This window comes from Pedobacter sp. GQ55 (assembly GCF_059758925.1).
Genome location: NZ_JCAXEI010000002.1, coordinates 155,684 through 179,890, shown reverse-complemented (window position 1 = coordinate 179,890; position 24,207 = coordinate 155,684). Strand labels below are relative to the sequence as shown.

At 41.1% G+C, this 24,207-nt stretch carries 27 protein-coding genes and 2 pseudogenes; 15 read left to right on the top strand and 14 right to left on the bottom strand.

Annotated features, from left to right (window positions below; all coding sequences use genetic code 11):
• Positions 1-30 precede the first annotated feature (30 nt).
• Entirely contained in the window at positions 31-1,812 is a 1,782-nt protein-coding gene (locus tag AC6CH7_RS05440; RefSeq protein ID WP_498261727.1) for a histidine kinase, read from the top strand.
• Positions 1,813-1,820: 8 nt separating this feature from the next.
• Positions 1,821-2,573: a LytR/AlgR family response regulator transcription factor gene (locus tag AC6CH7_RS05435; protein ID WP_498261726.1), complete on the top strand. Its 753-nt coding sequence runs from the start codon at positions 1,821-1,823 to the stop codon at positions 2,571-2,573.
• A gap of 26 nt (positions 2,574-2,599) precedes the next feature.
• On the opposite strand, the gene AC6CH7_RS05430 is transcribed toward AC6CH7_RS05435, so the two are convergent.
• Together AC6CH7_RS05430 and AC6CH7_RS05425 are read right to left on the bottom strand one after the other, a co-directional pair.
• On the bottom strand, positions 2,600-2,818 hold the full coding sequence (locus AC6CH7_RS05430) for an LpxL/LpxP family acyltransferase (protein ID WP_498261725.1): 219 nt from the start codon (positions 2,816-2,818) through the stop codon (positions 2,600-2,602).
• Positions 2,737-2,955, bottom strand: coding sequence for a hypothetical protein (locus AC6CH7_RS05425; protein WP_498262356.1), 219 nt, complete (start codon positions 2,953-2,955; stop codon positions 2,737-2,739). The genes AC6CH7_RS05430 and AC6CH7_RS05425 overlap by 82 nt, the downstream gene beginning before the upstream one ends.
• A gap of 328 nt (positions 2,956-3,283) precedes the next feature.
• Here AC6CH7_RS05425 and AC6CH7_RS05420 point away from each other — a divergent pair, with 328 nt between their 5' ends.
• On the top strand, positions 3,284-4,504 hold the full coding sequence (locus AC6CH7_RS05420) for a serine hydrolase domain-containing protein (protein WP_498261724.1): 1,221 nt from the start codon (positions 3,284-3,286) through the stop codon (positions 4,502-4,504).
• Between the two features lie 306 nt (positions 4,505-4,810).
• Here the strand turns inward: AC6CH7_RS05420 and AC6CH7_RS05415 are convergent, their stop codons facing one another.
• Together AC6CH7_RS05415 and AC6CH7_RS05410 are read right to left on the bottom strand one after the other, a co-directional pair.
• On the bottom strand, positions 4,811-5,080 hold the full coding sequence (locus tag AC6CH7_RS05415) for a hypothetical protein (RefSeq protein ID WP_498261723.1): 270 nt from the start codon (positions 5,078-5,080) through the stop codon (positions 4,811-4,813).
• Between the two features lie 430 nt (positions 5,081-5,510).
• Positions 5,511-7,064 (bottom strand): Fic family protein, encoded by a 1,554-nt coding sequence (locus AC6CH7_RS05410; RefSeq protein ID WP_498261722.1) that lies wholly within the window; start codon positions 7,062-7,064, stop codon positions 5,511-5,513.
• Positions 7,065-7,737: 673 nt separating this feature from the next.
• Between AC6CH7_RS05410 and AC6CH7_RS05405 the strand changes: the two genes are divergently transcribed.
• The 6 genes from AC6CH7_RS05405 (at position 7,738) to AC6CH7_RS05380 (ending at position 11,801) form a co-directional block, all read left to right on the top strand.
• Positions 7,738-7,857: a hypothetical protein gene (locus AC6CH7_RS05405; RefSeq protein WP_498261721.1), complete on the top strand. Its 120-nt coding sequence runs from the start codon at positions 7,738-7,740 to the stop codon at positions 7,855-7,857.
• Between the two features lie 888 nt (positions 7,858-8,745).
• The gene (locus tag AC6CH7_RS05400) at positions 8,746-9,588 is read left to right on the top strand and encodes a sigma-70 family RNA polymerase sigma factor (protein WP_498261720.1); all 843 of its coding nucleotides are present in this window, start codon (positions 8,746-8,748) and stop codon (positions 9,586-9,588) included.
• Between the two features lie 56 nt (positions 9,589-9,644).
• Positions 9,645-10,232, top strand: a complete 588-nt coding sequence (locus AC6CH7_RS05395) for an NADPH-dependent FMN reductase (RefSeq protein ID WP_498261719.1) — start codon at positions 9,645-9,647, stop codon at positions 10,230-10,232.
• A gap of 30 nt (positions 10,233-10,262) precedes the next feature.
• Positions 10,263-10,586: a hypothetical protein gene (locus AC6CH7_RS05390; RefSeq protein ID WP_498261718.1), complete on the top strand. Its 324-nt coding sequence runs from the start codon at positions 10,263-10,265 to the stop codon at positions 10,584-10,586.
• Between the two features lie 130 nt (positions 10,587-10,716).
• Positions 10,717-11,250, top strand: a complete 534-nt coding sequence (locus AC6CH7_RS05385) for an NAD(P)H-dependent oxidoreductase (protein ID WP_498261717.1) — start codon at positions 10,717-10,719, stop codon at positions 11,248-11,250.
• A 116-nt stretch (positions 11,251-11,366) separates the two neighbouring features.
• Positions 11,367-11,801, top strand: a complete 435-nt coding sequence (locus tag AC6CH7_RS05380; protein ID WP_498261716.1) for a carboxymuconolactone decarboxylase family protein — start codon at positions 11,367-11,369, stop codon at positions 11,799-11,801.
• 436 nt (positions 11,802-12,237) lie between these two features.
• Here the strand turns inward: AC6CH7_RS05380 and AC6CH7_RS05375 are convergent, their stop codons facing one another.
• From AC6CH7_RS05375 to AC6CH7_RS05340, 8 genes and pseudogenes are all read right to left on the bottom strand, one after another.
• Complete coding sequence (locus AC6CH7_RS05375; protein ID WP_498262343.1) at positions 12,238-12,450, bottom strand: hypothetical protein; 213 nt, start codon at positions 12,448-12,450, stop codon at positions 12,238-12,240.
• Positions 12,451-12,495: 45 nt separating this feature from the next.
• On the bottom strand, positions 12,496-12,903 hold the full coding sequence (locus AC6CH7_RS05370) for a DoxX family protein (protein ID WP_498261715.1): 408 nt from the start codon (positions 12,901-12,903) through the stop codon (positions 12,496-12,498).
• Positions 12,904-12,909: 6 nt separating this feature from the next.
• Positions 12,910-13,479, bottom strand: a complete 570-nt coding sequence (locus tag AC6CH7_RS05365) for a dihydrofolate reductase family protein (protein ID WP_498261714.1) — start codon at positions 13,477-13,479, stop codon at positions 12,910-12,912.
• A 3-nt stretch (positions 13,480-13,482) separates the two neighbouring features.
• The gene (locus AC6CH7_RS05360; protein ID WP_498261713.1) at positions 13,483-14,004 is read right to left on the bottom strand and encodes an SRPBCC family protein; all 522 of its coding nucleotides are present in this window, start codon (positions 14,002-14,004) and stop codon (positions 13,483-13,485) included.
• A 5-nt stretch (positions 14,005-14,009) separates the two neighbouring features.
• Positions 14,010-14,396, bottom strand: coding sequence for an ArsR/SmtB family transcription factor (locus AC6CH7_RS05355; RefSeq protein WP_498261712.1), 387 nt, complete (start codon positions 14,394-14,396; stop codon positions 14,010-14,012).
• 132 nt (positions 14,397-14,528) lie between these two features.
• Positions 14,529-14,680, bottom strand: a pseudogene (locus AC6CH7_RS05350) (transposase); the annotation flags it as partial.
• 313 nt (positions 14,681-14,993) lie between these two features.
• The gene (locus AC6CH7_RS05345; protein WP_498261711.1) at positions 14,994-16,076 is read right to left on the bottom strand and encodes an AI-2E family transporter; all 1,083 of its coding nucleotides are present in this window, start codon (positions 16,074-16,076) and stop codon (positions 14,994-14,996) included.
• 265 nt (positions 16,077-16,341) lie between these two features.
• Complete coding sequence (locus tag AC6CH7_RS05340) at positions 16,342-17,214, bottom strand: alpha/beta fold hydrolase (RefSeq protein ID WP_498261710.1); 873 nt, start codon at positions 17,212-17,214, stop codon at positions 16,342-16,344.
• Between the two features lie 236 nt (positions 17,215-17,450).
• On the opposite strand from AC6CH7_RS05340, the gene AC6CH7_RS05335 reads away from it, so the two are divergent.
• A complete protein-coding gene (locus tag AC6CH7_RS05335; protein WP_498261709.1) occupies positions 17,451-17,621 on the top strand; it encodes a hypothetical protein in 171 nt (56 codons plus the stop codon).
• A 36-nt stretch (positions 17,622-17,657) separates the two neighbouring features.
• Positions 17,658-17,834 carry a hypothetical protein gene (locus tag AC6CH7_RS05330; RefSeq protein ID WP_498261708.1) on the top strand — a complete coding sequence of 59 codons (177 nt, stop codon included), beginning with the start codon at positions 17,658-17,660 and terminating at the stop codon, positions 17,832-17,834.
• Positions 17,835-18,319: 485 nt separating this feature from the next.
• Here the strand turns inward: AC6CH7_RS05330 and AC6CH7_RS05325 are convergent, their stop codons facing one another.
• Complete coding sequence (locus AC6CH7_RS05325; protein WP_498261707.1) at positions 18,320-18,733, bottom strand: winged helix-turn-helix transcriptional regulator; 414 nt, start codon at positions 18,731-18,733, stop codon at positions 18,320-18,322.
• Positions 18,734-18,858: 125 nt separating this feature from the next.
• Between AC6CH7_RS05325 and AC6CH7_RS05320 the strand changes: the two genes are divergently transcribed.
• Positions 18,859-19,821, top strand: a complete 963-nt coding sequence (locus tag AC6CH7_RS05320) for an NADP-dependent oxidoreductase (protein ID WP_498261706.1) — start codon at positions 18,859-18,861, stop codon at positions 19,819-19,821.
• 63 nt (positions 19,822-19,884) lie between these two features.
• Here the strand turns inward: AC6CH7_RS05320 and AC6CH7_RS05315 are convergent, their stop codons facing one another.
• Positions 19,885-21,363, bottom strand: coding sequence for a TlpA family protein disulfide reductase (locus tag AC6CH7_RS05315; protein WP_498261705.1), 1,479 nt, complete (start codon positions 21,361-21,363; stop codon positions 19,885-19,887).
• Positions 21,364-21,901: 538 nt separating this feature from the next.
• Here AC6CH7_RS05315 and AC6CH7_RS05310 point away from each other — a divergent pair.
• The 3 genes and pseudogenes from AC6CH7_RS05310 (at position 21,902) to AC6CH7_RS05300 (ending at position 24,149) form a co-directional block, all read left to right on the top strand.
• Positions 21,902-22,125 (top strand): annotated as a pseudogene (locus AC6CH7_RS05310) (JAB domain-containing protein).
• Between the two features lie 358 nt (positions 22,126-22,483).
• The gene (locus tag AC6CH7_RS05305; protein WP_498261704.1) at positions 22,484-22,699 is read left to right on the top strand and encodes a hypothetical protein; all 216 of its coding nucleotides are present in this window, start codon (positions 22,484-22,486) and stop codon (positions 22,697-22,699) included.
• An 808-nt stretch (positions 22,700-23,507) separates the two neighbouring features.
• Complete coding sequence (locus tag AC6CH7_RS05300; RefSeq protein WP_498261703.1) at positions 23,508-24,149, top strand: DNA alkylation repair protein; 642 nt, start codon at positions 23,508-23,510, stop codon at positions 24,147-24,149.
• The last annotated feature ends 58 nt before the right edge of the window (positions 24,150-24,207 follow it).

The window sequence follows — 24,207 nt, the reverse complement described above, 5'->3', positions numbered from 1 at the left end:
TTTCCTATCTTAGCTGATATAATCACCCGGATGATACGTTTTAAACTGTGTGTCTTTTTTCTTTTTCTTTCATTTACCTTTTGTACGCTTGAGGCTGCCGCTCAATCGACGGATAGCTGGCAGCAGGTCCGGCAGAACAAAGGGGGTACGATCACTGCTTTGTGGTACGATATCGACCCGTTTATTTTTGAGGACAAGAACGGCAATCTGCAGGGGGTGGAATACGAGCTGATGGAATCCTTTGTAAAGTGGATCAGGGTAAAATATGGGTACGAGGTTTCGCTGAAATGGAAGAACGCTAGCAGCTTTGAAAATATTTACGCAGAAGTAAGGCAGGCGAAGGTTAGCGGATTGTTCGGCTGGTCCTTTTTTTCTATTACACCGGCGCGGCAGAAGGAGGTGCGTTTTACGCCGCCGTATATGCCGGATATGAATGTTCTGGTCACTAATGACGCCATGCCGCTGTTTAATAATAAGGCACGTTTTCTGGATACAATTTCTTCTTTGGAGGGCTATACCATGCGCCATACCGCAATGGAGGAGGACCTGGGGATGCTTACAAAGGGGATAGATATTCCGATATCCAGGCAGTACGATGATTATGAGATCCTAAAAAGGATCTCTGAGGAGAAAAATGCTTTTGGGTATGTGCCGCTTACGGTTTATGTGGTGAGTTTACAGAAAGGAATTAAGGTAAAGCGGCAGCATTTGTTTGCGACAGAACGTGAAGGGCTTTCGGGAATATTTCCGCTCAACAGTGACTGGCAACCGGTGGTGGATGAATTTTTTCATGGTTTCGAGTGTAAGCGGATTGCATCGAGGTTATTGTCTAAATACCTGGGTGCTGAGATCGGCAAAATCATCATGGAAGATCCGGGGACGAGTCCGGATGATCAGCGATCAGCTGAGCTGGAACTGCTAATGAAAGAGCGTGAAATAGTTTCTCAGCGACTGGTCAATACATTGCTGACGGCTGAACAGGATAAGATGCTTCGTAACATCAGTATTTTGGTCGTTGTCATTGTGATCATCATAGCAGCTCTGTTGTATAATCGGTATCGTATAAAGACGGAGCTAAGTAAATTATTGCTGCAGCGAAATGCGCTGATCAGAAAGCAAAACCGGGATATCGAACTGATCAACAGAAAGCTACACATGCGTGTCCTGCAGGCACAGATTAACCCGCATTTTGTGTTTAATTCGCTTAATGATCTTCAATATTTTATTAATAAGGGTGATACAAGCGTTTCTCTTTCTTATGTTTCCCGGTTTTCGAGGTTCATGCGTGAGCTTTTGTCTCAGGCGAATGATCCGGAGATTAGTTTGATGCAGGAGGAAAAGTTTCTGAAGCTCTATTTGGATCTCGAGAAAATGCGGTTTACAGGCAAGTTTGATTATGTGATCGAAACTGATCCGGATCTGCCTTCAGGTTTATCTGGTATACCTCCGCTGATTCTATATCATTTTGCAGAGAATGCTTTGTATCATGGCATTCTGAATAATAATAAGGCCGGGGAAATTAGAATAATATTCAGTTATGAAAATCCGCATCTGGTATGTGTAATTGAGGACAATGGATGCGGAAGGGCAAAAGCGAAGGTGCTGAATGATAACCGGACATTGAATGAAAGTACTCCTTATAAAAAGCTGCTTGAGGAAAGGATCGGTGTTTTAAATGAGGAGACGCCGGGACGGATAACTGTAAATGTGGAGGACCTGGTGGGAGCAGATGATGACCCTGAGGGCACCAGGGTAGTTGTGCGCTTCCTGGTGAGTTCCAGTATGCAAAATTCTGCTGTATTTGAATATTAAACTGTGATATGCAAAAAGCAATTATAATTGAAGATGAGGTCCGAAGCGGAGAATTACTTCAGGATCTGATTGAAGCCAACTGCGAGGGGGTGAAGATTGTTGCACTTGCGGGTAACGTGGAGGAGGCAGTAAGGCTGACCCGGAAACATGAGCCTGATCTGCTTTTTCTGGATATTGAACTGCAGACAGGAACTGGTTTTGAGGTGCTCCAGCAGTTGGGTGACCTGAGCCCCGCGGTAATATTTACTACGGCGTACGATCATTATGCAATCAAAGCCATTAAGTTTAGTGCAGTAGATTATCTGCTTAAACCGATTGATGTAGAAGAACTTAAAGAAGCTGTGACTAAAGTGTTGAGCCGGGGGAAGGAGACGCAGCAACACCTGCTAAGTTCATTGATCCATAATCTGGGGCATTTGCAAAATAGCAATCCAATTCTTACTTTGTCGCTCGCTAATGAGCTTGAGTTCGTTCCCGTGCAGGAAATCATCAGGATAGAGGCAGCGGGCGCTTATTCGGTTTTTTATCTTGCTGATGACCGTAAGATCATGGTGAGCAAGAACCTGAAAGAGTATGAGATATTGTTGACTGGACACAGTTTTATGCGTGTTCATAATTCTCATATCATCAATCTGAATAAGATAAAACGAATGCTTAAAACAGATGGGGGATATGCAGTGATGAGTGATGATTTTCCTGTGATTATCTCGCCGAAAAAGAAAGATGAGTTTGTGAAAGTGATGACCAACAGGAATCTGTAGTTAATTAATGCGATTTCCAGGCGCATTTATCTTTTCCATCGTTTATGCGTCCATAACCAACCGTATGGTTCTTCATTGATATTTTCTGTTAATAGGTCAATGTACTTTTGCGTTATTTCGCCATCGCTCATAGATTCTGCTTTAGAACATACAGGTAAGCAGACTATTTTATAGCTTCCTTTTGATAGCTGTGTAATATGCAGATAGATAACTGCTGTTCGGCATGTTCGAGCCAATTTTTCCATTCCTGAAATAATATATTACCCTTACGATATGGTATATGGTGACGCACCGGAAGACCCGATTGATCCTGCGCCCGCACCAGAACCAGCGCCGCCTGTCCGCAAGAAAAGCTGGTGGCATTTTTGGTAGTGATAGCCACGAGATTTAAACTAATATGTTAACCACCAGCGGGTGATTTTTTTGTAAAAGACATGCTGAAGGCCGGTCAACTGAAGCAACTGTGGAAGAACAGCAAACCCGCCAGCAATACGATCTATCTCGCCTATCACCGCCATCATGCCACTACAGCCTAGATTGAAATGATGCGCAGCTTCCTGAAAGGATTGTAATTAACCCGCCACCCCCATCCGTCAGTTCAAAACCGGTTTCCGTTAAACGGGCGCACGGAAAGAACGAACGCTGCTGTAGGTTTGTGACCGTAATCAAAAAACAATTTAAAACCCCCAATTAAAAAATTAAAAACTGTTATGAAAAATAACCTCAAAACTGTTGCATTCGGCTTGTTAACCTTTGCGGCATTATGCACCGTAAGCTGTAAAAAAGAGAACCAGCTTGCAGAACCGTTATCATCTGCCGATCTTAAAAAAGCTTCCGGTCTTGGCGACCTGGCCATTCTCGAGTTCGACGCGATGAAGTTCGCCCAGAATATCGAGGATTACATGAAAGGGAAGGTTGCCGGCTACGGTTATGCCATTTACCACGAAGGCATACCTTATTACATTGAGAACGGTGGCGGCGGTTATTCCCGCAAACCGCAAGACGCTCCGGCCACGGCGCATGGCGCCCAGGTGCGCCAGGGCATTGCCAGCAGTACCAAATTCGTTACCGCCCTGGCTACCATTTCCATGCTGGAACAATGCGGCATCGGGCTGAATGAAAAGCTTTACCATTACCTTCCTTCCAACTGGAAGCCTACAGCAGAATTCAAGCAGCTGGACTTTGAACGCCTGCTTTCCCACAGCTGCGGCCTCATTGGTTACACCGGCGGTGATTATGCCGGCCTGAAGCGTACTGTGGAAGACGGCGTTGATATGACACGCTTCCTTGCGAAGACCAGGCTTTACGACAACACGAACTTCACTCTGGCAGCTTTTATATTGCCATATGTGTATGCCAAAAAGAAATCCCCGGCGGACTACTTGGCCCTGAAATCCCTGGAAGGCAATCCTACCGCACTGTACAACGGCCTCGGCCAGCGTTTTATCGGTATAGCGAGGGTGAACGTGTTTAAAAAGGCGGGCCTGCTCCATTATAGCGTTATGGACTGGACCACCTGGAATAACAACGGTCCTATTCCTTCCTCTACAGGCACACTCGGCTACACTACCGTTAGCGGTCCGGAAAATGGCACGAGGAAAGGAGACAGCAGGCCGAACGGCGGTGCGGGTGGCCTGTACATCAGCGCTTCGGAATTTGCAAGAGTCCAGACGGCCGCTTCAGAAGGCAAGATCGTAAGCACGGCGGGTTATAAGGCCATGCGCGATAAGCTCCTGGGCTTCGACGGTTTCCGCATCGGCGCACATGGCCGCTATACCTTCAAGAACGGCGGCGCCAACAACCACGAGACCATGATCTTCGATTTCGGGAAAACGCAGGTGGCTGTATTCGCCAACTCCGGCACCAGCGAAATAGGGAACGAGCCAATGATACTGGTAAATGCCTACGAAAAAGCATGGGTACCTAAATAATACAAAACAGGATATCTACCACTGTTATTCAGATGGTCCCGGGTTGTTCATGCAGCCAGGGGCCTTTTTCGTTAAGTGAAACCCGGCATCCGTTAATTCATTCCCATTCGGGTAATAATTGGCTGCCAGCCGGCTGGCAAAACTAAGCCAACCGGGATCATGACCATACGAGATCGGCAGAACCTACTGCTTAATTAATTCCCATTTATCTTTTTTTACTAAGTTCGCATGACGGATTTCGGGCTTGGTCAAATCCTTCGTGACCAACACATGGAAAGGCGTAATGTTCTCATAGGTGACCGTGTATTATTCTACCTGCGTTTGGTCTGTGCCGTCATTCGAGATGTTATTGATCGTGCTGATTTTCATATCAGTTACTTTTACCATTCGAACTTTGCCACTTTGGTCTTCCTCAGGCATTCCAAGAAGGTATTTCTGTCCCTTTCCGGTAAATGCGATTACCGGACTGCCGATGTCCGCCATGCTTTTGATTTCAGAAGTCGTTACTAAACCGGAATCTACCAGGCCGGCGGCTTCTACGCGCTCCCGCATTTCCTCAACCCAGCTACGTATCAAAATTTTCTTAATATTAACGGAGGGAGCAGTTACTGGGGATATAACGTATCCATCGGCTCGGATAATAGCTCCAGCTTTGTTAATGGACCTGGGGGAAGCGACCGATATACGATCAATTCCAATCTAAATATTAAACCTGTCTCGGCTTTAGAGATTAGTGCGTATTTCAGTGAAACTGGTTCTTCCCCACTTTGGTATATAGTAGCGACTACATTTCGGTCCAAACTGTTCACCCGAACTTCTGCCTTTAATTTCAGGCGGCATCTTAGCCTTAAGGTCAAATATATTCAAATTTTGAAAATTCAACCTTTCCCATAAGAATCTCATTTGCCTCATGATTTGGATGATTTTGGAGTAATGCGTTTCTTAAATCGGTGATTCTTTCCATTTTTGCTTTCTTGTTTCTGTTGTTGGAAATCCAATTACTATATTATTGGCCTGGCAAATGTGCTGTTGGTGTTCCTTTTAAGCCTTGATGAACCAATTGAGCTAGAAATTTTGCAAACATGGTGATATCCTGTTCGGCACTGGCAAGCTCTAAGGCTTTCATATATTCTTCTCTTGATTCAACAGGTATTACGGTCCATGGGTAGCCACCTGAAGCTAACATCACATTCATTAAGAATCTGCCTATCCGGCCGTTACCATCCATGTATGGGTGAATGAAGACAAAAATAAAATGACCCAATACTGCTCTGACGGAAGCTTCTTCCTCTTGTCCCAGGAGTTCAAAAAGTACCGGCATTGCATCTCTCATCGCATCAACATTTAATGGAACATGTTTGGATCCTCCAATATAGACTTGGTGATTCCTGTAGCCAGCGAGATCCTGCGCCTTTATGAGTTCAGCCTCAACACTAGGTGCGAATAATTGCTGGTACCATGTGCTGTGATCCCTGTCAGCTGTAACTCCGGAATTGCCTCCTTTCAAGATGGTTTCGATACTCTGTTTGACACTTTGAAAGGCCAACCAGTATCCCCTTGCAGCCATTGCATCCCTATGTCTTTTGTCTTCTTCATTTCCTTTTTTATCCCATTGCCCACTGCGTACACGTTGGATTAATTCCGGGGTTACTCTATAGCGCTCTATGGATAGGGAATGATAAGCATCTGTAACATAAATTTCTTCAACTTTTGAAAGGTAGGTCTGGTGATCTGCAGATATACCAGGCATTGCTGGGAATAAAGAAACGACAATAGGCCTCATATTCTCCCACATCATTCTTAGCCTTACAACATATGGAGATCGTTCTCTAGGGAAATCTACATCCAGTTTGTCCTTGAATGGATCGATTTCCCGAACATCATATTGAGCAGTTTTCATTGCTTTTAGGATGTCATCGGCAATTCTTTCCCTGCCGACATTTCTAAAAGCCCCCGCTAAACGTCCCGCAATAGAACTGTGTCCATTTTCCAATGTTATGGCTAAAATTTCTGAAGCATCTCTTATCATTAGTAATGCTGTGCGTACATCAATAGCATTATGTTTAAATAATCCCGGCGAACAAGAAACTAAACTGGCAGCAAGGTTATACATTCTTATGCCTCTCTCTTCTGTTAATAAGGTCGATGGCGGTAGTTCCCCCTTTAAATTGAATAATGAAGTATTATGGGGTAGTGATAATAAGGAATTCTTAGCTTCTGGTGATTTGACAATGAGTTGGGAAGGGACCGTCCAATTCCCTGAATGTCTAAGGACGGATTGATCCGCAGATATACACCATTGATTTCCATATTTTTCCTGTAGATATCCGGCACAGTACTCCCAGTAGGATATGTACCACGGGGTGTCCCCAGGTCTTTGGTCTGGCATCGTTGGAATATACCAACCCCGGGATACCTCGGTTATAAATCCGTTTCTGATTAAAGTTTCCCTGATCTGCCTGGTGGGGATTTCCTGGCTTTTTATTGCGATTGTCCCATTTTCCTGTAGCTTGTGTAGTACTTCAAGTGCTGTCGCAAGCTTTTCTCGTGGTGTTGCCATAGCTTTTGTTTTGCGCGATTGCAATAACTTGATGTTGTGCAGTCGCAATAAATTAACGCCGTGAAATTGCAATAAATTAGTGTTGTGCAATTGCAATAAATTAATGCAATATATGGAGTTTTTTTCTGATCTAAGGTAATGTGGTACAATTTTATGCCACGAATTCTATGATTTGTCCCAATTATGCTGCCCGATTTCAGGCAATCTTTTTAAACAGACAGCTGAAACGACAGGTACGGGAAATCCGGAGCGTTTCCATGATGGTTTTATGTTCGTGTTGGCACCAAAAGAATACGAAGGTGCCTATTTGGCACCTTGAAGCAAGGTGAGAACCTCAAGTATGCACAAATGGTGTTTACCGAGCAGGAAGTTGCAATGCTGAGTAGTGTTTTTAATAGCCCCATGGCTATTAACGTCAACATTCGGATCTTGTTTAATGTGTTCAGTACGATTTTCTTTGAAAAAAACAGCTGCGTTCTTTTTTAACTGGCTTGGTTTATTGTCAATTTCCCTATATTTTATTTCCGCGAATTACCGCTCTTTCTAAAAATGTACATAGCTTAGCAACATGGATATGCAACCTGAACAAATTGTTATTTATCAAACACCAAGCGGTGAAACTGCAATTGATGTAAAAGTTGAGGAGAATACTGTCTGGCTGGCATAAAGTCAGATGGCTGAACTGTTTGGTAAAAATAAATCAACAATTTCAAGGCACCTTAGTAACATATACAAGGAAGAAGAATTGGATCAAGAAGCAAAACTGTTGCAAAAAAGGCAACAGTTCAAATAGAAGGCCATAACGGGTTTTTTGCAAAAAAATGCTACTAATTAGTGCTGATACTGACTGTTAGGCAAATTTTTAGAAATAACCAATTTCCTCACAATGCAAAAAATTAGCGTTAACCGTAACCAATATTAGATGTCGGACAAATTTTTAGGTGCAAAAACTAGAAATTAGCAAAAATTTAGAAATAAAAAGAGGTGGCCAAGTTTCTATATAACCAAACTTATTGGAATATGCTGCTAGAATAATTGACTTGGTTTATTCTATCTTTAACTAGTCAATCTGGACGTAACCTGGCTTTCAGCGTGGTTTTGCATTTCATGCTCATGGCGTTCGGCGACGGAGAAGGTAAATAGATCCACCAATTTAGCACTAATTCCATTTGATTCGGCTGTAGGAATGTTCGCACTGTTGATCGAAATGATTTGCGCACTTTCCTTGACTAAACTAAGTGTATGCTTTCTGCTCTGCGGTGTATTGTTCAGGTTGATGAAATTTAGTTGTGCGATGATTTTGTTGTTTAAGAATTTTCATAACACAAATTTACTGTGTGGATGAACACACATGATAGGCCTCATTTCCCTATTTGTTAGCGATTATTCCCGAATTCACCTGAGGCCGCTTAACGCGATGTTTATGACCTAACATAGCGGCGGCAGGACATAACATAAGTTGTATCCAAATGTACACCTGTCCTTAAAATGCTTCTTGATCCTCCCTTGATGTCCAACTTGAGACGATTGATCTTGAATATTGTAACTAGACTACACCAAACACGCATTAACCTCAATAGGCTAAAAACTAATTTCAACAATCCCACATCTTGAACCTTAAGATAAATGGCATTGAAAGGTAGCTCAAAATTCAAATTAACCTCTATATTCACGAATAATTATGGACAGCAACGACTATCAAAAAAAATTATTCCCATATGCCTATAACATACTGGGCACATACGATGATGCTAAAGATGCCATTCAAGATGTTATGGCAAAATATTACTCGGCCCAGGAAACAAATATTGATAACGAAAGTAATTATCTTATAAAAAGCGTAATTAACACAGCCATCAATCTTAAAAAAAGGAACAGCAAATCAACATTCTCCAAAATTATTCTTCCTGAACCTATTTCTACCGAAAATGCAGATACTAATATTATCCGAAAAGAGGTTATTTCCTATTCTTTACTCGTATTGCTGGATTCCATTAATGCAAAAGAAAGAGCTGTTTTCATTCTTAAAGAAGCTTTTAACTATTCGCATCAGGAAATTGGTGATATCCTGGATATCTCAATTGAAAGTTCTAGAAAATTGTTAAGCCGGGCAAAAATAAAGTTAGCAAAACTTCAGCCGGATAAAGTAACCGCACCGTTTAACAATACATTGCAATTAGAAGATTATATTAATGCTATAAAAAATGGTGACGTAAAAAGCCTTGAAGCTCTGCTCGTAAAAGACATAGCGGTAATGGTTGACGGCGGAAACATTAATATCGTTTCAGCATTTGAATGCGGAATTGCGGATGTTATTAGATTAATGACCTATGTATATACCACTTACCAGTACAAAATGCACGTCAGAATAACCTCAGTTAACCATCAACCGGCACTGCTCTTTTATCAGGACGGACATCTGATCAATTGCCAGGTTTTTGATATCGACGAACGAACTTCGCTCATTACAAATATATTCTCCATCGTTGATCCTGAGAAATTAAAAAACTTCGACAAAATTTAAAAAACGGTCACGTTTTAATTGAGCTGTTTGTCTTAATACTAAATAAGACAAAAGCAATGAAAGAAAATAAAAAAAATGCTAGAGCAATTATTCCACAGATTGTAAATAATAAAAGCGGCAAATTGCTTTTATTCTCTGGAAGCAACAGTGTTAACTCTATTAACCAACAGTTGGTCTCGGCCTTGGCAGGCATGTCATATAAGAGTACAGTTACGTTAATTGATTTGAAAAATTTTCCAATGCCTTTGTATTCCGATATGGAAGAAGAAAAAGGAATTCCAGTTGAAACCAACAGGTTACTGGATATCATTGGTAATCATGATTTATTGGTTATTTCTGTGCCGGAACATAACCATTCTATGCCAGCATTCTTTAAAAATATAGTTGATTGGATGTCACGGGCTCGTGAAGATTACAGGGTATTTAATGGCAAGAAAATAATCCTGTTAAGCGCATCACCTGGTGATGGTGGTAGCCATTCAGTTGCAAACACACGTATTGTTTTGGGGACTTTGGGAGCTAATATAATTGGCTCCGTAGTATTAAATAAATTTTATAGCCAAACTGCGAATGAAAACGATCAAATTCATATTACAGATCAGATCTTCTTAAAGCAGTTTAATAAGCTTGTTTCATTAGCATGATGGGAGTAGAATATCCGTCTGAAAATAAAGATGAAAGTAAATAGGCAATTTAGAATTATAACAGTAAAAGTAACCTACGGAGTAAGAATAGAATTTGTGCCAAAGAACAAAGAAAATATTGAAGTTTTTATAGCTGATTTCAAAATAATGGATGATAAGAATTTCCAATATAATGTGTATACACTTCATGACGAAAGAACATTCGTTCACATATTGCGCTATGTCAATAAAGACATTCAGCAAAATGCGTTGGCTATACCGTCATTTATTGAATTTCAAAAGCAAAGGGACGAAAGCGGGTTAATAAAACCTCATAGTATTGAGGTGCTTCATAGCTTTGCCGCATCATATTAGCAATCGATCTTTATTATTTTTTCCTGACTAGTGGAGGCTTCTTTGATCTTCCCATATATATTATCCTAGGCAATTTATATTCTATGTAATTTGCTTAACCTGAACATTTTTGCAATCGAATAATATAAAAATGACAAAAACATTAGTAATCATAATTCATCCCGATGTTAAAAATTCGGGTATCAATAAAAGATGGGTAGAAGAACTGAACAAATATCCCGAAAAGTATCATGTTCATCAGTTGTACAATGCTTACCCTGACGGAAGGATAGATGTAGTGTCAGAACAAAAACTGATAGAACAGTATGGTAAGATTGTGTTTCAGTTTCCCTTATATTGGTTCAATTGTCCTCCATTCTTTAAAACGTGGTTGGATGACGTTCTTACTTATGGATGGGCTTATGGCAGCAAAAGCGGATACAAAGTTTCGGGAAAGAAGATTGCTTTGGCGATGTCTGTGGGAATTGATGAACGTGAATATAGTCCTACCGGAAAATACAAGTATAACCTAGCTGAACTGACCAGGCCCTTTGAACTAACCTTCAAATATGTAAAGGCCGATTACATGCCATTTTTCGCATACTATGGAATTGAGATAAACAGTGAAGCGGAATGGATAGAAAGAAGCGTCCCTTTGTATATAAATTTTTTGAACGGTTTCTAATGGCTGCCAATTATATAGTTGTGGGCCGAATAAATATTTTGTCATATGTCTTGAATGCACTTTTCAATGAAATATTGATGATTATCCAATGCTAAAAAAGTATATATTATATAAACATGGACAGATTAAAAATGAACAAAGCCTTTCCTGAAGGCTATAAGCTATTGAAGGAAATTGATAACTTGATCAAAAACGCAGGCATACCTCCTCTGTATTTGGAACTTATCAAACTCAGGACATCCCAGATGAACGGGTGCGCTTATTGTTTAAACTCGCATAGCAATGATGCGATTAAACTTGGAGAAGACCCTAAACGAATTTATGTACTAAGCGCCTGGCGTGAAGCAAAGGATTGGTTTTCGGAAGAGGAACAGCTTGTCCTGCAGCTTACTGAGGAAATCACGTTTATCGGGAACCACGGTATCAGTGAGGAGGTATATCATAACGCCATTTCATTATTTGGCGAGCAAAAAACGGCCTACTTGATAATGGCTGCAATTAGTATCAATTCTTGGAACAGGATTGGAGTTGGTTTAAGAATGCATCCATAGAATACTCAGTTCCCTGGGTGAGATAACTTATGGGGTCAAGTATATGAAACTCAATCTCGTCGATCGCCTTCGCTCGCAAACTAAAGTTTCGCGCTTCGTAAATCCTGTTGTCTTTAGAAAAGGCCATAAGGATAGCGAACATTTCTCTGATCCTACGGAATTTTACATCTGCAAGATTGTGGAATAAACTGGGTTTGTTCATTGATGTTAGATGACCGGCAATAATTGTCCGGAGTAGGCTAATCATTATGAAGTTCGTAGCAAGTTTGGATTATAGCCTTGCTGCCTCGCTTTTTTGGTATTTTTTGCAGGACAGCTTCGGGGAAGTGGTTTGGACACGATGAAATGTTTTGATATAACTCTTGGATAGTTTGCAGTACATTATTCCTGCCCCAATGTTCAATGTATTTTCCATCGTGCAAGCACACAAAATCCATTACACTGAACTGAACCTGCTTGCCCATGGTTTACCCATTACTTCACCTGTGTGAATGGCATGGATAGTTTTCTGGGTGGCTGCCAGATCGTCCTCGGAAATTTGGTCATGGCTTTCAATGTTGAAATCTGAAGATCCGGTATGGAGCACTCCTATGAACTGCTTTAGTCCTTCTGTATCCTTTGGAATTAGGGTAACCGCAGTATGGTTTATAAAACCTTTAGCTACGAGTTCTGAAAGGACCTCTATATTTCCTGCCTAATCTTCATACGCGCTGTCGACGGCCATTTTCTTATCTGTATCAAGCTTGTGATAGAAAATATAGGAAATAAAAATTGCCGAAAGAAGTATTAAAGGAAAAATCAGATCCGGTCCAAAACCTTTTACAGCCCAATAGCTTATGATCGCGAATATGGTATTCAATGTTATACCGGCATATGCCCATTCCTTTACCCTTGCCGGAACCACCGGAATGGTAATGGCGAAAACACCAATCAACTTGAAGATTAACAGCGCAACCCTGAAATATTCGGGATATCCAAGGTTATAAACAATTTCCTTTGCATACTGGGCATTTGCTGTCGCAATATTTCCAATTCCCTCTACAAAAATGATAAAGCTCGCCGCTATCCAAAAGACTATTTTATTTGTACTAACTGTCTTCATCGCACTTTAGGATTTAGGTTGGTAATGGACCATGATGATACCGCTCGGAAACACAACAGACTCTTTAAGCGATAGCTGTTGGTAGCTAGCAAGCCCACGGAAAACCGGCTCGCCGCGGCCGAGGGCAACCGGGTTGATGAAAAAATGAAATTCATCAATCAGCCCTTCTTTTATCAGGTCTGTAACAAATGAGCTACCCCCATAGACAATAATATCTTTGCCTTCTTGCTGTTTCAATTTGTTTACTTCTTCTGCCAGATCGCCAGTTGCAAGCGTTGTATTGTTCCAAACCGATTCGGTAAGTGTCTTAGTGAAAACGACCTTTTTAGCGCCGGAAATAAGCTTGCCTCCCTCGTGCATAAGTTCTTCTGGTTTAGTCGCAACATCATCCCAATAGGGGATATAATCAATTGCAAGTTTACGTCCGATCAGTATGGTATCACTTGACTCCAGCAGGCCGAGCACATTGCCTTTAATTTCTTCCCATGCCCAGGTCACCCAGTGCTGCTCGTCGTTTGGCCCGGTTGATACAAAACCATCAATGGAGATCTGCATCTGTAATTTTAATTTTCTCATAAGCTATTGTAGATTTTTAGTTGAATTTTGAATGTCATCAAGGTAATTTGCCAGGCGGTCAAATGTCCCTCCAAATCCCTGCTGCATACTTTCGTTGATGGCCTGAAATCCTTCTATTTCTTCTTTGCTCGCCTCTACCGGTTTACCAGTGAGGGTAATGATGGTTTTATCTCTGAGATCGGTAAAAGTAAGTGAATAAAAAATGGCCTTTGGTAAGCTGATATTGAAAGGGGCTGCTATGACATTGGCATTTTCATCCGCAAAGGAATTGGTAAATTCAAGAAGGTGGTGCGGCAGTATCCGGCCAAACAGAAAACGGCCATAATTGGTCTGCCCATCTTTCTCCATTCTATAATGAAAAATGCCACCCTGTGTAAAATCAAGTGAGATTACCGAGTTGCTGGTTTCCGTGGGCCCCCACCATTCATTCAGTGCCTCCGCTTTAGCGAAAGCATTAAATACATCTTCGCGGGGCGCATTAAATTCCCTGACGATTTTAAAATCTTTTGTTGCTGAACTTTTCATAGGATTCATTTTTTTTCTTTTTTATTGGCTTGAACTTTCGCAAGATATTTATCAAGTGAACTGAATTTCTCCTCCCAGAACTGTTTATACTGTTCTACCCAAGCTGCCACCTCACCGAGCTGGTCGAATTTTGCTTCACAGTATCGTTCCCTCCCATACTTCTTTATGCTAATCAGTCCACATTCGTTGAGAATCTTCACATGCAGGGACACCGCCTGACGGGTAACATCAAATTTCTCTGCTATCGAATTAAGGTTAAGGGGGTTTTCTGCGAGCAGCCCGATGATCTCTCTTCTGGTAGGGTCGGCAATTGCCTGAAATACATCTCTTCTGATTTCCATTATTTGCAAGTATATGCTTGCAAATATATATGCAAGTATTTGCTTGCGCAAATGTTTTGTGATTTATTTTTCGTAACCCTGGTTGATATTCATTGGAACGATCCCGGCAATCTCTATTTTAATAGCAGAAACGACATGAAATTGTGTATTTCAGTGAAAGTGGTTCTTCCCCAGCTTTGGTGGTTAATTTGTTGTCAATATTAGTCTTTTGCGGAGTAATTCAAAGCTTGCTCTCCCGTACATTTGACGCTTATAGTTTTGAGTTTGTTTACATTTCCCTCCACAGGCCCGTTGCTCCAAGGTAAGGTAATCGCATTTTGCACTGCCTTAAGATCCGTCAATAATACTTTAGCAAAAGTCTTTCTTTTAATGTATCACTTTTGTTTATTGTATAATAACTACAATGCCGATTAGGGAATGTTTTTACATTTTTTATTTTCGAAACGGGTCCGAACATGTTCCGTCCTATGATCCAGGCGCCAATGTTCTCGAACGACTTGTCCACGAATTCATTATCTATACCTTCAGTTCCGCCATGTTTATTTTCGATCTTCCGAAAAAAAGGTCTATAGATCTATTAGAGGAAAAGCAATGACTTCTTCTTTTAATTATTCAATTGTCGACCAACTTTATATCCGATTAACTGACTTATTTATTAAAAATAGCTTTAATTTTATCCAGAACACCTGTTTTTCTACTTCTTTGTTTTTCAGTACCTATCAAAAAACCATATGGCTGCAAACCCGGTATATGGTCGCAAAAAATTTTTACCATTCCCAGTAAGGGGATCGCAAGAATCATTCCCGCTACTCCCCAAATCATCTCCCCCAATACGATCGCAAGTATCGTAAATAAGGGGTTAATGTTTACCTGTTCTCCCACAATAAGGGGTTCGAGTATATAGGTTTGAATAAACTGTACCAGGGCATAAGTGACCAACACACCGATAACCATGCGGCTATCCCCACCTTGTGCAAGTACCGAAAGTAGGGTGATTAAAGTTCCGGTTAAATTTCCGATAAATGGAATGATCTCCAGGACGCCGCACAAGACCGCGAAAAAGATAGCACTTTTCACGCCCACAATACTGAAACCTATGCTATACATGATCCACAGAACCCCAATCATCGCGGCGAGGCCACTTAAATACCGCTGAACTACTTTACCGGCCTGGTGTACCACTCCATCGGCTTTATTCTTTTCGCCTCCGGGCACAAGCTTAAGAATAAACTTTTTAATGTGGGAACGATAAAGTAAGAAGAGGAACATATAGACCAATACAAGCACAGCATTAAACAGAATGGACATAATTTTCCCAGCAAAGCCAGCCAGCATATTTCCGGATTTGCCACTCCCAGACTGTCCCTTGATCATTTCTTCTTGTTGTTTTAAGTCTATTCCGGCCTTTTCATATATCCAATGCTGAAAGTTAGAGAAAAGACCAATGACACGCTGTTTCATTTCGTCGATATTCTCTACCAGACCATTGAGCTGCCAGATCAGAAGGAAAACAATCAGAGAAATGGTTAAAACGAAACTAAATATGCAAAAAAGTGAGGCTACAGATCTGCTCATCCCTTTATGCTCGAGCCAATTACAAAACCGAATAAATAGCATGGAAAATACAGATGCCAATGTCACAGGAATAAGAAAAGGTGCTGCAAAATACAACCCGGCAAGAGATAAAATAAAAAAAAGCAATACATAGATGCAGCGTTGAAGTCTTGCCATATGTACTGTAACAAATCCCGATAAAAACTGTTTTACTGATTAATAATCTCCTCTGTTTCTATTGTGCCGGGCAATTAACAATTATGATCAATAGCACAATTCCCAGATCCGGTCTTTGGTCGCTTTTAAACTAACGGCTTCCTTGTCGGGAAGCAACAAGGGGCACTCTTAGATTTCCCCCACCGCATTTCCCGAAATCTATAGGTTCAGGGTTCGTTTTTAAGAACGTCTTGTCTTGCTTGTATCTAAGTCAATTGGCTGTGTGTCAGAAGTTTTTTGCCTGTATGAAATTTCTTATGAGCATCAACACCTCATCAAAATGAGTGTCCAGAACATCGTGCCCCCCGTCTAACACATGGATTTGTGCTTCGGGTAAGTCACGCTTAAAACAAGGAACCTCTTTCACAGAAAAAAATATTTCATGTTCCCCCCAAATGACAAGGGCTGGTGGTTGGTGGTTGCGGAAATACTCCTGGTAAACAGGAAACATTTCCAGGTGAGTTTTGAAGTCACAATTTAGTTCGAACTGCTTTTCAATATTACCCGGTCTCTTCAAAAACGCCCAATCCAGCATCCACAATTCCGGGCTTACCCTGGATAATACTTCATCGGGAAGTCCGCCGAAGTATTGATTTTTTATACCTTCTGCGCTTAAAAATTTAATCAGCTCTTTCTTTTTTTCGGTTGTCGGGTGGTACCAGTACTCAATATACTCGTCCCATTCTGGGCCCATACCTTCACGATGCGCATTGCCACTCTGAACAATTATACCGGCAATCTTTTCAGGGTAATTTATGCACAATTGAAGCCCAATGGGGGCACCATAGTCATGGAGATAGATAAAGAACTTATGTAACGTTATTGCATCAGTGAATTTGTTTATTAAAGCTGATATACCCCCAAATGTATAGTCAAAATCATCTGGTACGGGAAATTCACTGAAGCCAAAACCTGGATAGTCTGGAGCAACGAGGTGATACTCGGTGGACATCGCAATCATCAAATTCTTGAAAGCTATCGAGGAGGTTGGGAATCCATGTAAAAGCAATAGCGAGGGATTCTTTTCATCTCCGGCCTCCCGGTAGAAAACATCAATTCCATCAATTTTGATGGTTCTATTGTAGATTTGCCTAGACATGCTCTTCAAATTTACTTAAAAGTATTACAGATTCAATCGAAGTAAGTTCTTGTTATTCAGAACGATAATTCTCTTGTGAAATTATTCTGAAATGGTTTCTTTTGATTTCACAACGTTGGTCTCCTCCGTTTATGGCCTAGTGACTATTGATTTACCCAAGCTTGGAAGATTCGCAAGGAATCGCAAAAACTAAACAACTTCAGCATTTGCCGAGAACATCCTTGAGGTGACTCACCTTGGCATCTTCTAATGCAGATCAGAAATGGCTTTCGAGCTACTCGATTTTTACCATTACTTCTTTTTTCCCTTCTACTGACAATTATGAGCGCCGCCTGGGATCTGCGGTAGGTGCCGACTTGTTTATTAAAACAATTCCAAAATACGATGGTTATATAATTGAAGGCTAATGTGCTAGCTTGATTTATTAACCTAAATTCAGAACAATGAAGAACAGACAAGACGCAAGGCATACCAGTTCAGAACAGGGAAAGCCTACTTCAGATCGTATGCACCACAATGCCAAAGACGATAAAAAACAACAGGGAATTACCAATGGCGGAGGTCAGCGGTCAGACCAAACTTCAAATAAAGATAACCAGCGGAAACGTGAAGATCATTAAGGAATCTTAGTGTGATTGTGGATAATACTCTTACTTATAAAGAGGATATAACCATAATGCTGCGAAGCAAATTTATTTCAGGATGACGAAAGTACAATACCGGAACAATCAGGAAGGAATATTGAAATTAACTGATACTCCGCCATTTGGGTCAACGAATACCTGCAATGTCCCTCCAAATTGGGTTTCTATACGTCTTGCAGTATTTGGCCTTTTCCATGAAACATCGCCTCAACGGTTCCTCTGTAAGGCAGTCCGCTGTTTGTTATGAGAAGCTCGTCTTTCTTTTCAGTGTCCGACAGGTAATGGTGACATTACCGCCAGCAATCGCAGGTTCGATCGCATGCTTGATCGCGTTCTCTACTAAAGCTGTAACAACATTGGAGGAATATGCACCTGAATGGCACAGTTATCGACATCAGCTTCTTTCACGGCCAATGGGAGCAAAGAAAATGAAGCTTATGCCGAACTGGAGAAATTACGAACTAAACCTTAGCCAGGAGAGCAATGGAATGCTGCGATTCAGGAAGCAATTCCATTCTTCCTGACCTTTCCTGATGCGGTTTTAGTTTCTCTTTCAAAATTTGTTTGTCTCCCCATTTCTTCAGATGGTCAAGAAAAGGGATAAGCTCTTTTCCCACTTCGGTTAGCGAATACTCCACTTTCGGTGGTACTTCGAGATACACCTGCCTATGAATGAGTACGTCTTCTTCCAGTTCACGTAAAGATTGTGTCAGCATTTTTGGGGTAATGTCGCATAGTATTTTCCGAAGTTCCCCATAGCGCAGCACATTACGGTTATGTAGGTACCATAAAATACGTCCTTTATATTTCCCACCAATGCGCCGAAAGGCATAGTCTAATGCACAAGTTGGTTCGTTTCGATATTTCTTTTCCATTTAACAGATTTTTTATCATTGATAATCAGGTTGCTATCTTTTTGGTGCGTGGGGTACTAAAAAGTGCATACTTGTCTCGAAGATAGTAATGAAATAGATTTGTCATTCAGTAAAAATAAAATTTTATGAAAGCAATCATTTTAAAAGAAGCGGGTACCGCTGCAAACCTGGAACTTACAGAACTGCCTTTACCAAAAATCAAAGAAAACGAAGTGCTGGTAAAAGTAAGGGCCATCAGTATCAATCCCGTGGATGTAAAAGCAAGGGGAAATGAAGGTGTGCTGACCTGGCTTTTCGCTGAAGAGCGGCCGGTCATCCTGGGCTGGGATATTTCCGGTGAAGTTACGGAAACGGGCGGGGAGGTATCTGCCTTTAAAATTGGTGATGAGGTATTTGGGATGGTGAATTTTGTTGGACAGGGAAAAGCTTATGCTGAATATGTTGCTGCCCCTGCCGATCAGCTTGCTTTGAAGCCGGCTACGATCTCACACCAGGAAGCTGCAGCGGCCACCTTAGCGGCTTTGACCGCCTGGCAGGCATTGGTCAACCATGAGAAGGTAAGCAGTGGCCAGAAAGTTTTGATTCATGCTGCATCCGGTGGCGTAGGGCATTATGCGGTGCAAATCGCCAAATATCTAGGTGCATTTGTGATCGGTACTTCATCTGCTGCTAACCGTGATTTTGTGCTCAGTTTGGGTGCAGATGAACACATTGACTACACCTTGCCGCTTTTTGAAAAGGCGGTGACCGATGCAGACTTTGTACTGGATACCATTGCCGGGGATACACTGACCCGTTCGATTGACATGGTGAAACCTGGGGGCAGGCTCATCACTATTCCTTCCCCTGACTTCCCTCAGGCGGATAAGGAAAAAGCCCGTAGCAGGAACATCAATTTATCCGCCATGATGGTACAGTCAAGTGGAACAGATCTGAACTTCCTTGCTGATTTACTGGAGAAGGGCATCCTGAAATCTCATATTGCTCGAAATTTTGATTTCAAGGACATGGACAAAGCGCACCAGGCAATTGAGACCGGTAGAACAAGAGGCAAGATTGTCTTGACATTAGCGGCGGATTCAAATTAAGGTCATACAGGGATTAAACCTTTCCTGTATATCGGGAAAGGTTTTTTTAGGAAGTTGATTCTGCTATTTCAATAAGGTTTGGAGTTGCTTTTGTAGCTCCGGATTAGAGGGGCGTTTTGCGTCGTTGTCAATGACGATGCCATCAGGACCGATCAGCAAGAATCTCGGAATAGAATTTACGCCGAATTTCTGTACGAATTCTGACTTAAAATCGTTGTCTGCAATGAGCTGGATCCCATGTAAATCGTTATCCTTTACATAGGTTAACCACTTATTCTTCTCTGCAGGTGCATCCAGTGAGATACTGACGAATTTAATGTTTTTGTCCTTCAGCTTGAGTTCAAGTTTTTTGAGGTCTGGAATTTCTGCAATGCATGGTGCGCACCACGTTGCCCAGAGGTCAATGTAAACATAACTGCCCCGCATACTTTTAAGGCTTACCAGCTGGTTATCAGTATTGGTATAACTGAAATCAGGAACAATGGCGTTTTTTTCCGTTGCTTTTAAGTTTTTAAAAGCCTGTTCAATGTCTTGAAGACGGCTCGAAACTTTAGTGCTGCTTAGGTAGTCCTTATAAAAGGATTCCACTTTTGCGCTGCTTTTCGACTTCCTGATCAGCGATAGGGTAGTGGTGTACAGAAAATAGTCTTTGATATAGTCGTTGTCGATTTCTTTCCTGATGAACATGAGTTTGGCCTGATCGGGGCTTTTCAAAGAATCACTCAGCTTCTTATATTCGCCTGATCTGGTTCCGAAATTAATCCGGTTACTGATCGCATAGCTATAGGAAGAAGAGTTTTTAAACAGCAGCTCGTTGTTCATGTCCCATCCGGAAAATAACAGTTCATCCACCTGTTTCTTTTCCTCCGCTGTCATTTTCTTGCTGAATTGATACAGATAGGCGTTTTGCAGCTGCTGGGTATGGTCTTTTTTGCGTGCAGCCAAGGGGATTGAAAGCGTTTTCTTTAGCGAATCCATTCTGGTGCTGTCCAGTCCATAAAAGAGTTTCCAGTTATAGATTTTATTGAGGCGAATGTAATTGATCTCTTCCCGCATCAATGTTTTAAAGAATTTATTGTTGGATTTGTCAATCGTTTGCAATGCCAGTTCTTTGTATTTGTCCATGGTCGGGATAAATTTTTCCGGCTCGGTGAGCAGGACTGAAAATTTTACACCGTATCCACTATTCGAATTCATCCGGTTTAAGGGAGTCTGGATTTGTTGGATCAGGTTGTTTTCCAGGCTTCCGTTCCCGCTAAATTCATACCCTTCACCGGCTTTTTTAATGATTAAACTATAACTGGGTTCCAGGTAGATCTCTCCAACCTCCCCGAGATTGTACATTCCCTTTTTAAGTGCCTTGATAGGGAGTTTATAGTTTCCGTTCTGATCGGTAGTTACCGGCGTGCTCCAGCCGTCGCTGTTGCTAAGAGACCACTTTGACTTGTCTGTTCCCGGTATGACACCGGTCACCTGGGCATTTGTAATTTTTGCGCTGCCTGTAATCAGGAAGACTAACAGTAGATAGGCTGAGGTTTTCATATTTATAACTAATTATTTAGTTTAATTTACTACTAAGTTTTTAGTTATGCAAATCTTATTTGCGATTTATCCATGCGACCTCTGTTTCAGGGCGAGCGCTGATCGCATGATTTTTAAAGAATCAAATATTCAGGCGAAGGTCGCCTGCCGGACATGGGGGTAGGCTTCGCCAAAGTATTATGCAAAAAATGGCTATCCCTTCGGGAGCCTACGCATTTTTTGTATCTCCAGTTTGCCATTTATTTCCAGGTCTGTCGAATGGGACGCCATAATTAGTTTTCACTAAAATCAGCAATCATGGAGCCCTGAAAAATCAAAATGACCTGTCTATTGTATCCGAAATTAAAATTAGTTATCATCCTCAGTTTAAAGCGATGGAAAGACCTAAGTGAGTTGTTCCTAGCAAGATATCGTATCATGCTCCGTCAATGGAATAGGGATGCCATTTCTTTTCAGGAGGAATTCAAGATCTTGTTGTTAAACCGGAACAACCGGCTGCTGGGTTTTTTACCCTACTGCTACCGGTGGTCTGGCTGGAGTGATTGCGGATGCTAAACTGATCTTTGCTGCGGATTTAAAGGCTTGTGCCAGTGCGATTATGCTGTTTCATAATTATCCTTCTGGAATCCTGCTCCAAGTACAGAGGATCTGAAGATCAATAAAAGCTTGGTGGAAGTGGGGAGGTTGTTGGATTTACTGGTCTTTGATCATTTGATCCCAACTGCGGAAAATGGATACTTCTCTTTTGCGGATGAGGTGTGATGTGATCGTTTATTAGTGAATTAACTGTATATTTCAGAATAGAACCAAATAGATCAAGAATTAAAATCCCAACTTTCTCTAGCAAGTTATATACCTGCATTTTCTGACTTCTAAACCATATCTTTTTTAATCCATTGAGCCAGGAGCGGGCCGTTTAGTATTTGGGATGAGGCAAGGACTGGTTTACCTTTATGGTTCAGGTAAAGGTAAGTGGTATACCAACAACTGACGGTCCAAGGTAGCGGCCATATTTTATGAACTTAGTTTCCTGTCTATTGAAACGACAGCAGATTTAGAAGTGCCATTTTTTTCGCCATCAGACCATACACCATAATAGAAATATTTTGGATGATGCCACATGAAAAAGTTATTATTACTATCGAAATCTGATATGCTTTTTGACTCTTCCCACACTATTCCCTTTGTACAAAAGGTATATGGACAATGGCAGCAGCAGCATAACCAGCAGGCACGCCAAAGCAGGCAAAAATATAATTTTTACAGCAGCGATAACTTTATCCAGATCTACAATAGCCCTCAACATAAGAACAGCATAAAGGCAGATCAGAAATAAAAGCAAAGAGATTAGATAGTACCTTGTTCTAAGCATAGGTTTTAAGATTTTTCTGTTAGGCAATGTTTGTATCAGAGTAGGCCAAACCAGCAATACCATGAATATAACATGTATTTTAATTTCATTATGATTTCGGTCTGTTGGTATTTATACGAGTTGAGAATGCAAAACGCTACAGATGATAATACTATTAAAATAAGTGGAAAATGGACCTGCGCCTGTTGTATATATTTGCTCAGAGGAGAAGCGACACGATAAGCTTCATACCCATTTTTGTTGGTAAAGTAATTTCATGTGATAGTTTTCTCTCATAAAGATTTTCAATAACCGCTTGAGAGCCCATTTTGTTAGATTGATTAGGCAAGGATTTCAGTTCGCCCTCAAAAATGGGGAAGAACCATTTTTATTGTTTTAAATTTATACGTAATTTGATATGGAGTTTGATGCATCCTGCATTCCTTATGTGTTTAATTGGTTTATATATTGTGGTTGGCAGGTATACTACTCCGCTCTTGATCCAAAACTCCGCCACTGAATTTATTAAGAAAAATGGAAGAACTTAGCAACATTAATTTAGTATTCGTGATTAAAGATTGTAATACACTGTCTTGATGACAAGTAAAATCACAAGAGAACAAGCTATTGTTCAAATTAGAGGAGGTCTCAGAGGGCGAAACGCCTTATTCACGCTTGGCATTTCTATGGGCAAGCCGGTTGGTATGATTGCAAAAGCTTGTCAATGTCAATAACATTGCCGAACAGACAACAACAAAGTAGCAGATATTTATTTATTCCGAAAAAGATTGATATGAAACTATTTTCACAAGCAGAAAACATCCTGGCTCAAATCGATACTAAAACGAAGCTGGGAGATTTAAGGAAGATTGCTAAGGGCATCAAAAAGGATCATGAGCTGGCTATGGAACTATGGTCAACCAAGATGTTTTTGCCCAGGCAATTGGCCCTATTGATTATGGATAATAAGCTTCTTTCCCAAGATTTGATTAATAAGCTTGATAAGGATATGCAGACTCATACATTTGAGGAGAGAAATCAGCTAATGGACTGGCTAATGGCCAATCAGCTTACTAAGGACAAAAAGACAATTACACTAATTCAATCTTGGGAAAACAGTCCTTTTACTCTTCAGAGACGGGTATTCTGGTATTACCAAGGTCGTTTACGTTGGATGGGACAAACTCCTCCTTCAAACAATGACGAGTTATTACATAAAATTGAAAACCAAATCCAAAAAGAAGAACCTGAAGTTCAATGGGCAATGAATTTTACAGCAGGCTGGATTGGGGTTTATGATAAAAAGTATCGCGATCGTTGTATTTCACTTGGAGAAACAATAGGTCTTTACAAAGGTAAGATGGTATCAAAAGGATGTACTCCAGAATATTTACCCGAGTTCATTACGATTGAAAGCAACAAGCGAAATTTATAATCCAGCAAGCAACTTCAAATCTTCTATAAACTGGTTCGAGAATTGTACTGGCAGGGTC

Bases quoted from the DNA above. Each gene is read 5' to 3' on its own strand.
- AC6CH7_RS05390 (WP_498261718.1), top strand. From the start codon at position 10,263: ATGAAAGTAAATAGGCAATTTAGAATTATAACAGTAAAAGTAACCTAC.
- AC6CH7_RS05305 (WP_498261704.1), top strand. From the start codon at position 22,484: ATGAAAAAGTTATTATTACTATCGAAATCTGATATGCTTTTTGACTCT.
- AC6CH7_RS05430 (WP_498261725.1), bottom strand. From the start codon at position 2,818: ATGGAAAAATTGGCTCGAACATGCCGAACAGCAGTTATCTATCTGCAT.
- AC6CH7_RS05440 (WP_498261727.1), top strand. From the start codon at position 31: ATGATACGTTTTAAACTGTGTGTCTTTTTTCTTTTTCTTTCATTTACC.
- AC6CH7_RS05340 (WP_498261710.1), bottom strand. From the start codon at position 17,214: ATGTCTAGGCAAATCTACAATAGAACCATCAAAATTGATGGAATTGAT.
- AC6CH7_RS05400 (WP_498261720.1), top strand. From the start codon at position 8,746: ATGGACAGCAACGACTATCAAAAAAAATTATTCCCATATGCCTATAAC.
- AC6CH7_RS05420 (WP_498261724.1), top strand. From the start codon at position 3,284: ATGAAAAATAACCTCAAAACTGTTGCATTCGGCTTGTTAACCTTTGCG.
- AC6CH7_RS05395 (WP_498261719.1), top strand. From the start codon at position 9,645: ATGAAAGAAAATAAAAAAAATGCTAGAGCAATTATTCCACAGATTGTA.
- AC6CH7_RS05300 (WP_498261703.1), top strand. From the start codon at position 23,508: ATGAAACTATTTTCACAAGCAGAAAACATCCTGGCTCAAATCGATACT.
- AC6CH7_RS05385 (WP_498261717.1), top strand. From the start codon at position 10,717: ATGACAAAAACATTAGTAATCATAATTCATCCCGATGTTAAAAATTCG.
- AC6CH7_RS05380 (WP_498261716.1), top strand. From the start codon at position 11,367: ATGGACAGATTAAAAATGAACAAAGCCTTTCCTGAAGGCTATAAGCTA.
- AC6CH7_RS05365 (WP_498261714.1), bottom strand. From the start codon at position 13,479: ATGAGAAAATTAAAATTACAGATGCAGATCTCCATTGATGGTTTTGTA.
- AC6CH7_RS05345 (WP_498261711.1), bottom strand. From the start codon at position 16,076: ATGGCAAGACTTCAACGCTGCATCTATGTATTGCTTTTTTTTATTTTA.
- AC6CH7_RS05320 (WP_498261706.1), top strand. From the start codon at position 18,859: ATGAAAGCAATCATTTTAAAAGAAGCGGGTACCGCTGCAAACCTGGAA.
- AC6CH7_RS05370 (WP_498261715.1), bottom strand. From the start codon at position 12,903: ATGAAGACAGTTAGTACAAATAAAATAGTCTTTTGGATAGCGGCGAGC.
- AC6CH7_RS05330 (WP_498261708.1), top strand. From the start codon at position 17,658: ATGAAGAACAGACAAGACGCAAGGCATACCAGTTCAGAACAGGGAAAG.
- AC6CH7_RS05435 (WP_498261726.1), top strand. From the start codon at position 1,821: ATGCAAAAAGCAATTATAATTGAAGATGAGGTCCGAAGCGGAGAATTA.
- AC6CH7_RS05405 (WP_498261721.1), top strand. From the start codon at position 7,738: ATGGCTGAACTGTTTGGTAAAAATAAATCAACAATTTCAAGGCACCTT.
- AC6CH7_RS05410 (WP_498261722.1), bottom strand. From the start codon at position 7,064: ATGGCAACACCACGAGAAAAGCTTGCGACAGCACTTGAAGTACTACAC.
- AC6CH7_RS05325 (WP_498261707.1), bottom strand. From the start codon at position 18,733: ATGGAAAAGAAATATCGAAACGAACCAACTTGTGCATTAGACTATGCC.
- AC6CH7_RS05315 (WP_498261705.1), bottom strand. From the start codon at position 21,363: ATGAAAACCTCAGCCTATCTACTGTTAGTCTTCCTGATTACAGGCAGC.
- AC6CH7_RS05360 (WP_498261713.1), bottom strand. From the start codon at position 14,004: ATGAAAAGTTCAGCAACAAAAGATTTTAAAATCGTCAGGGAATTTAAT.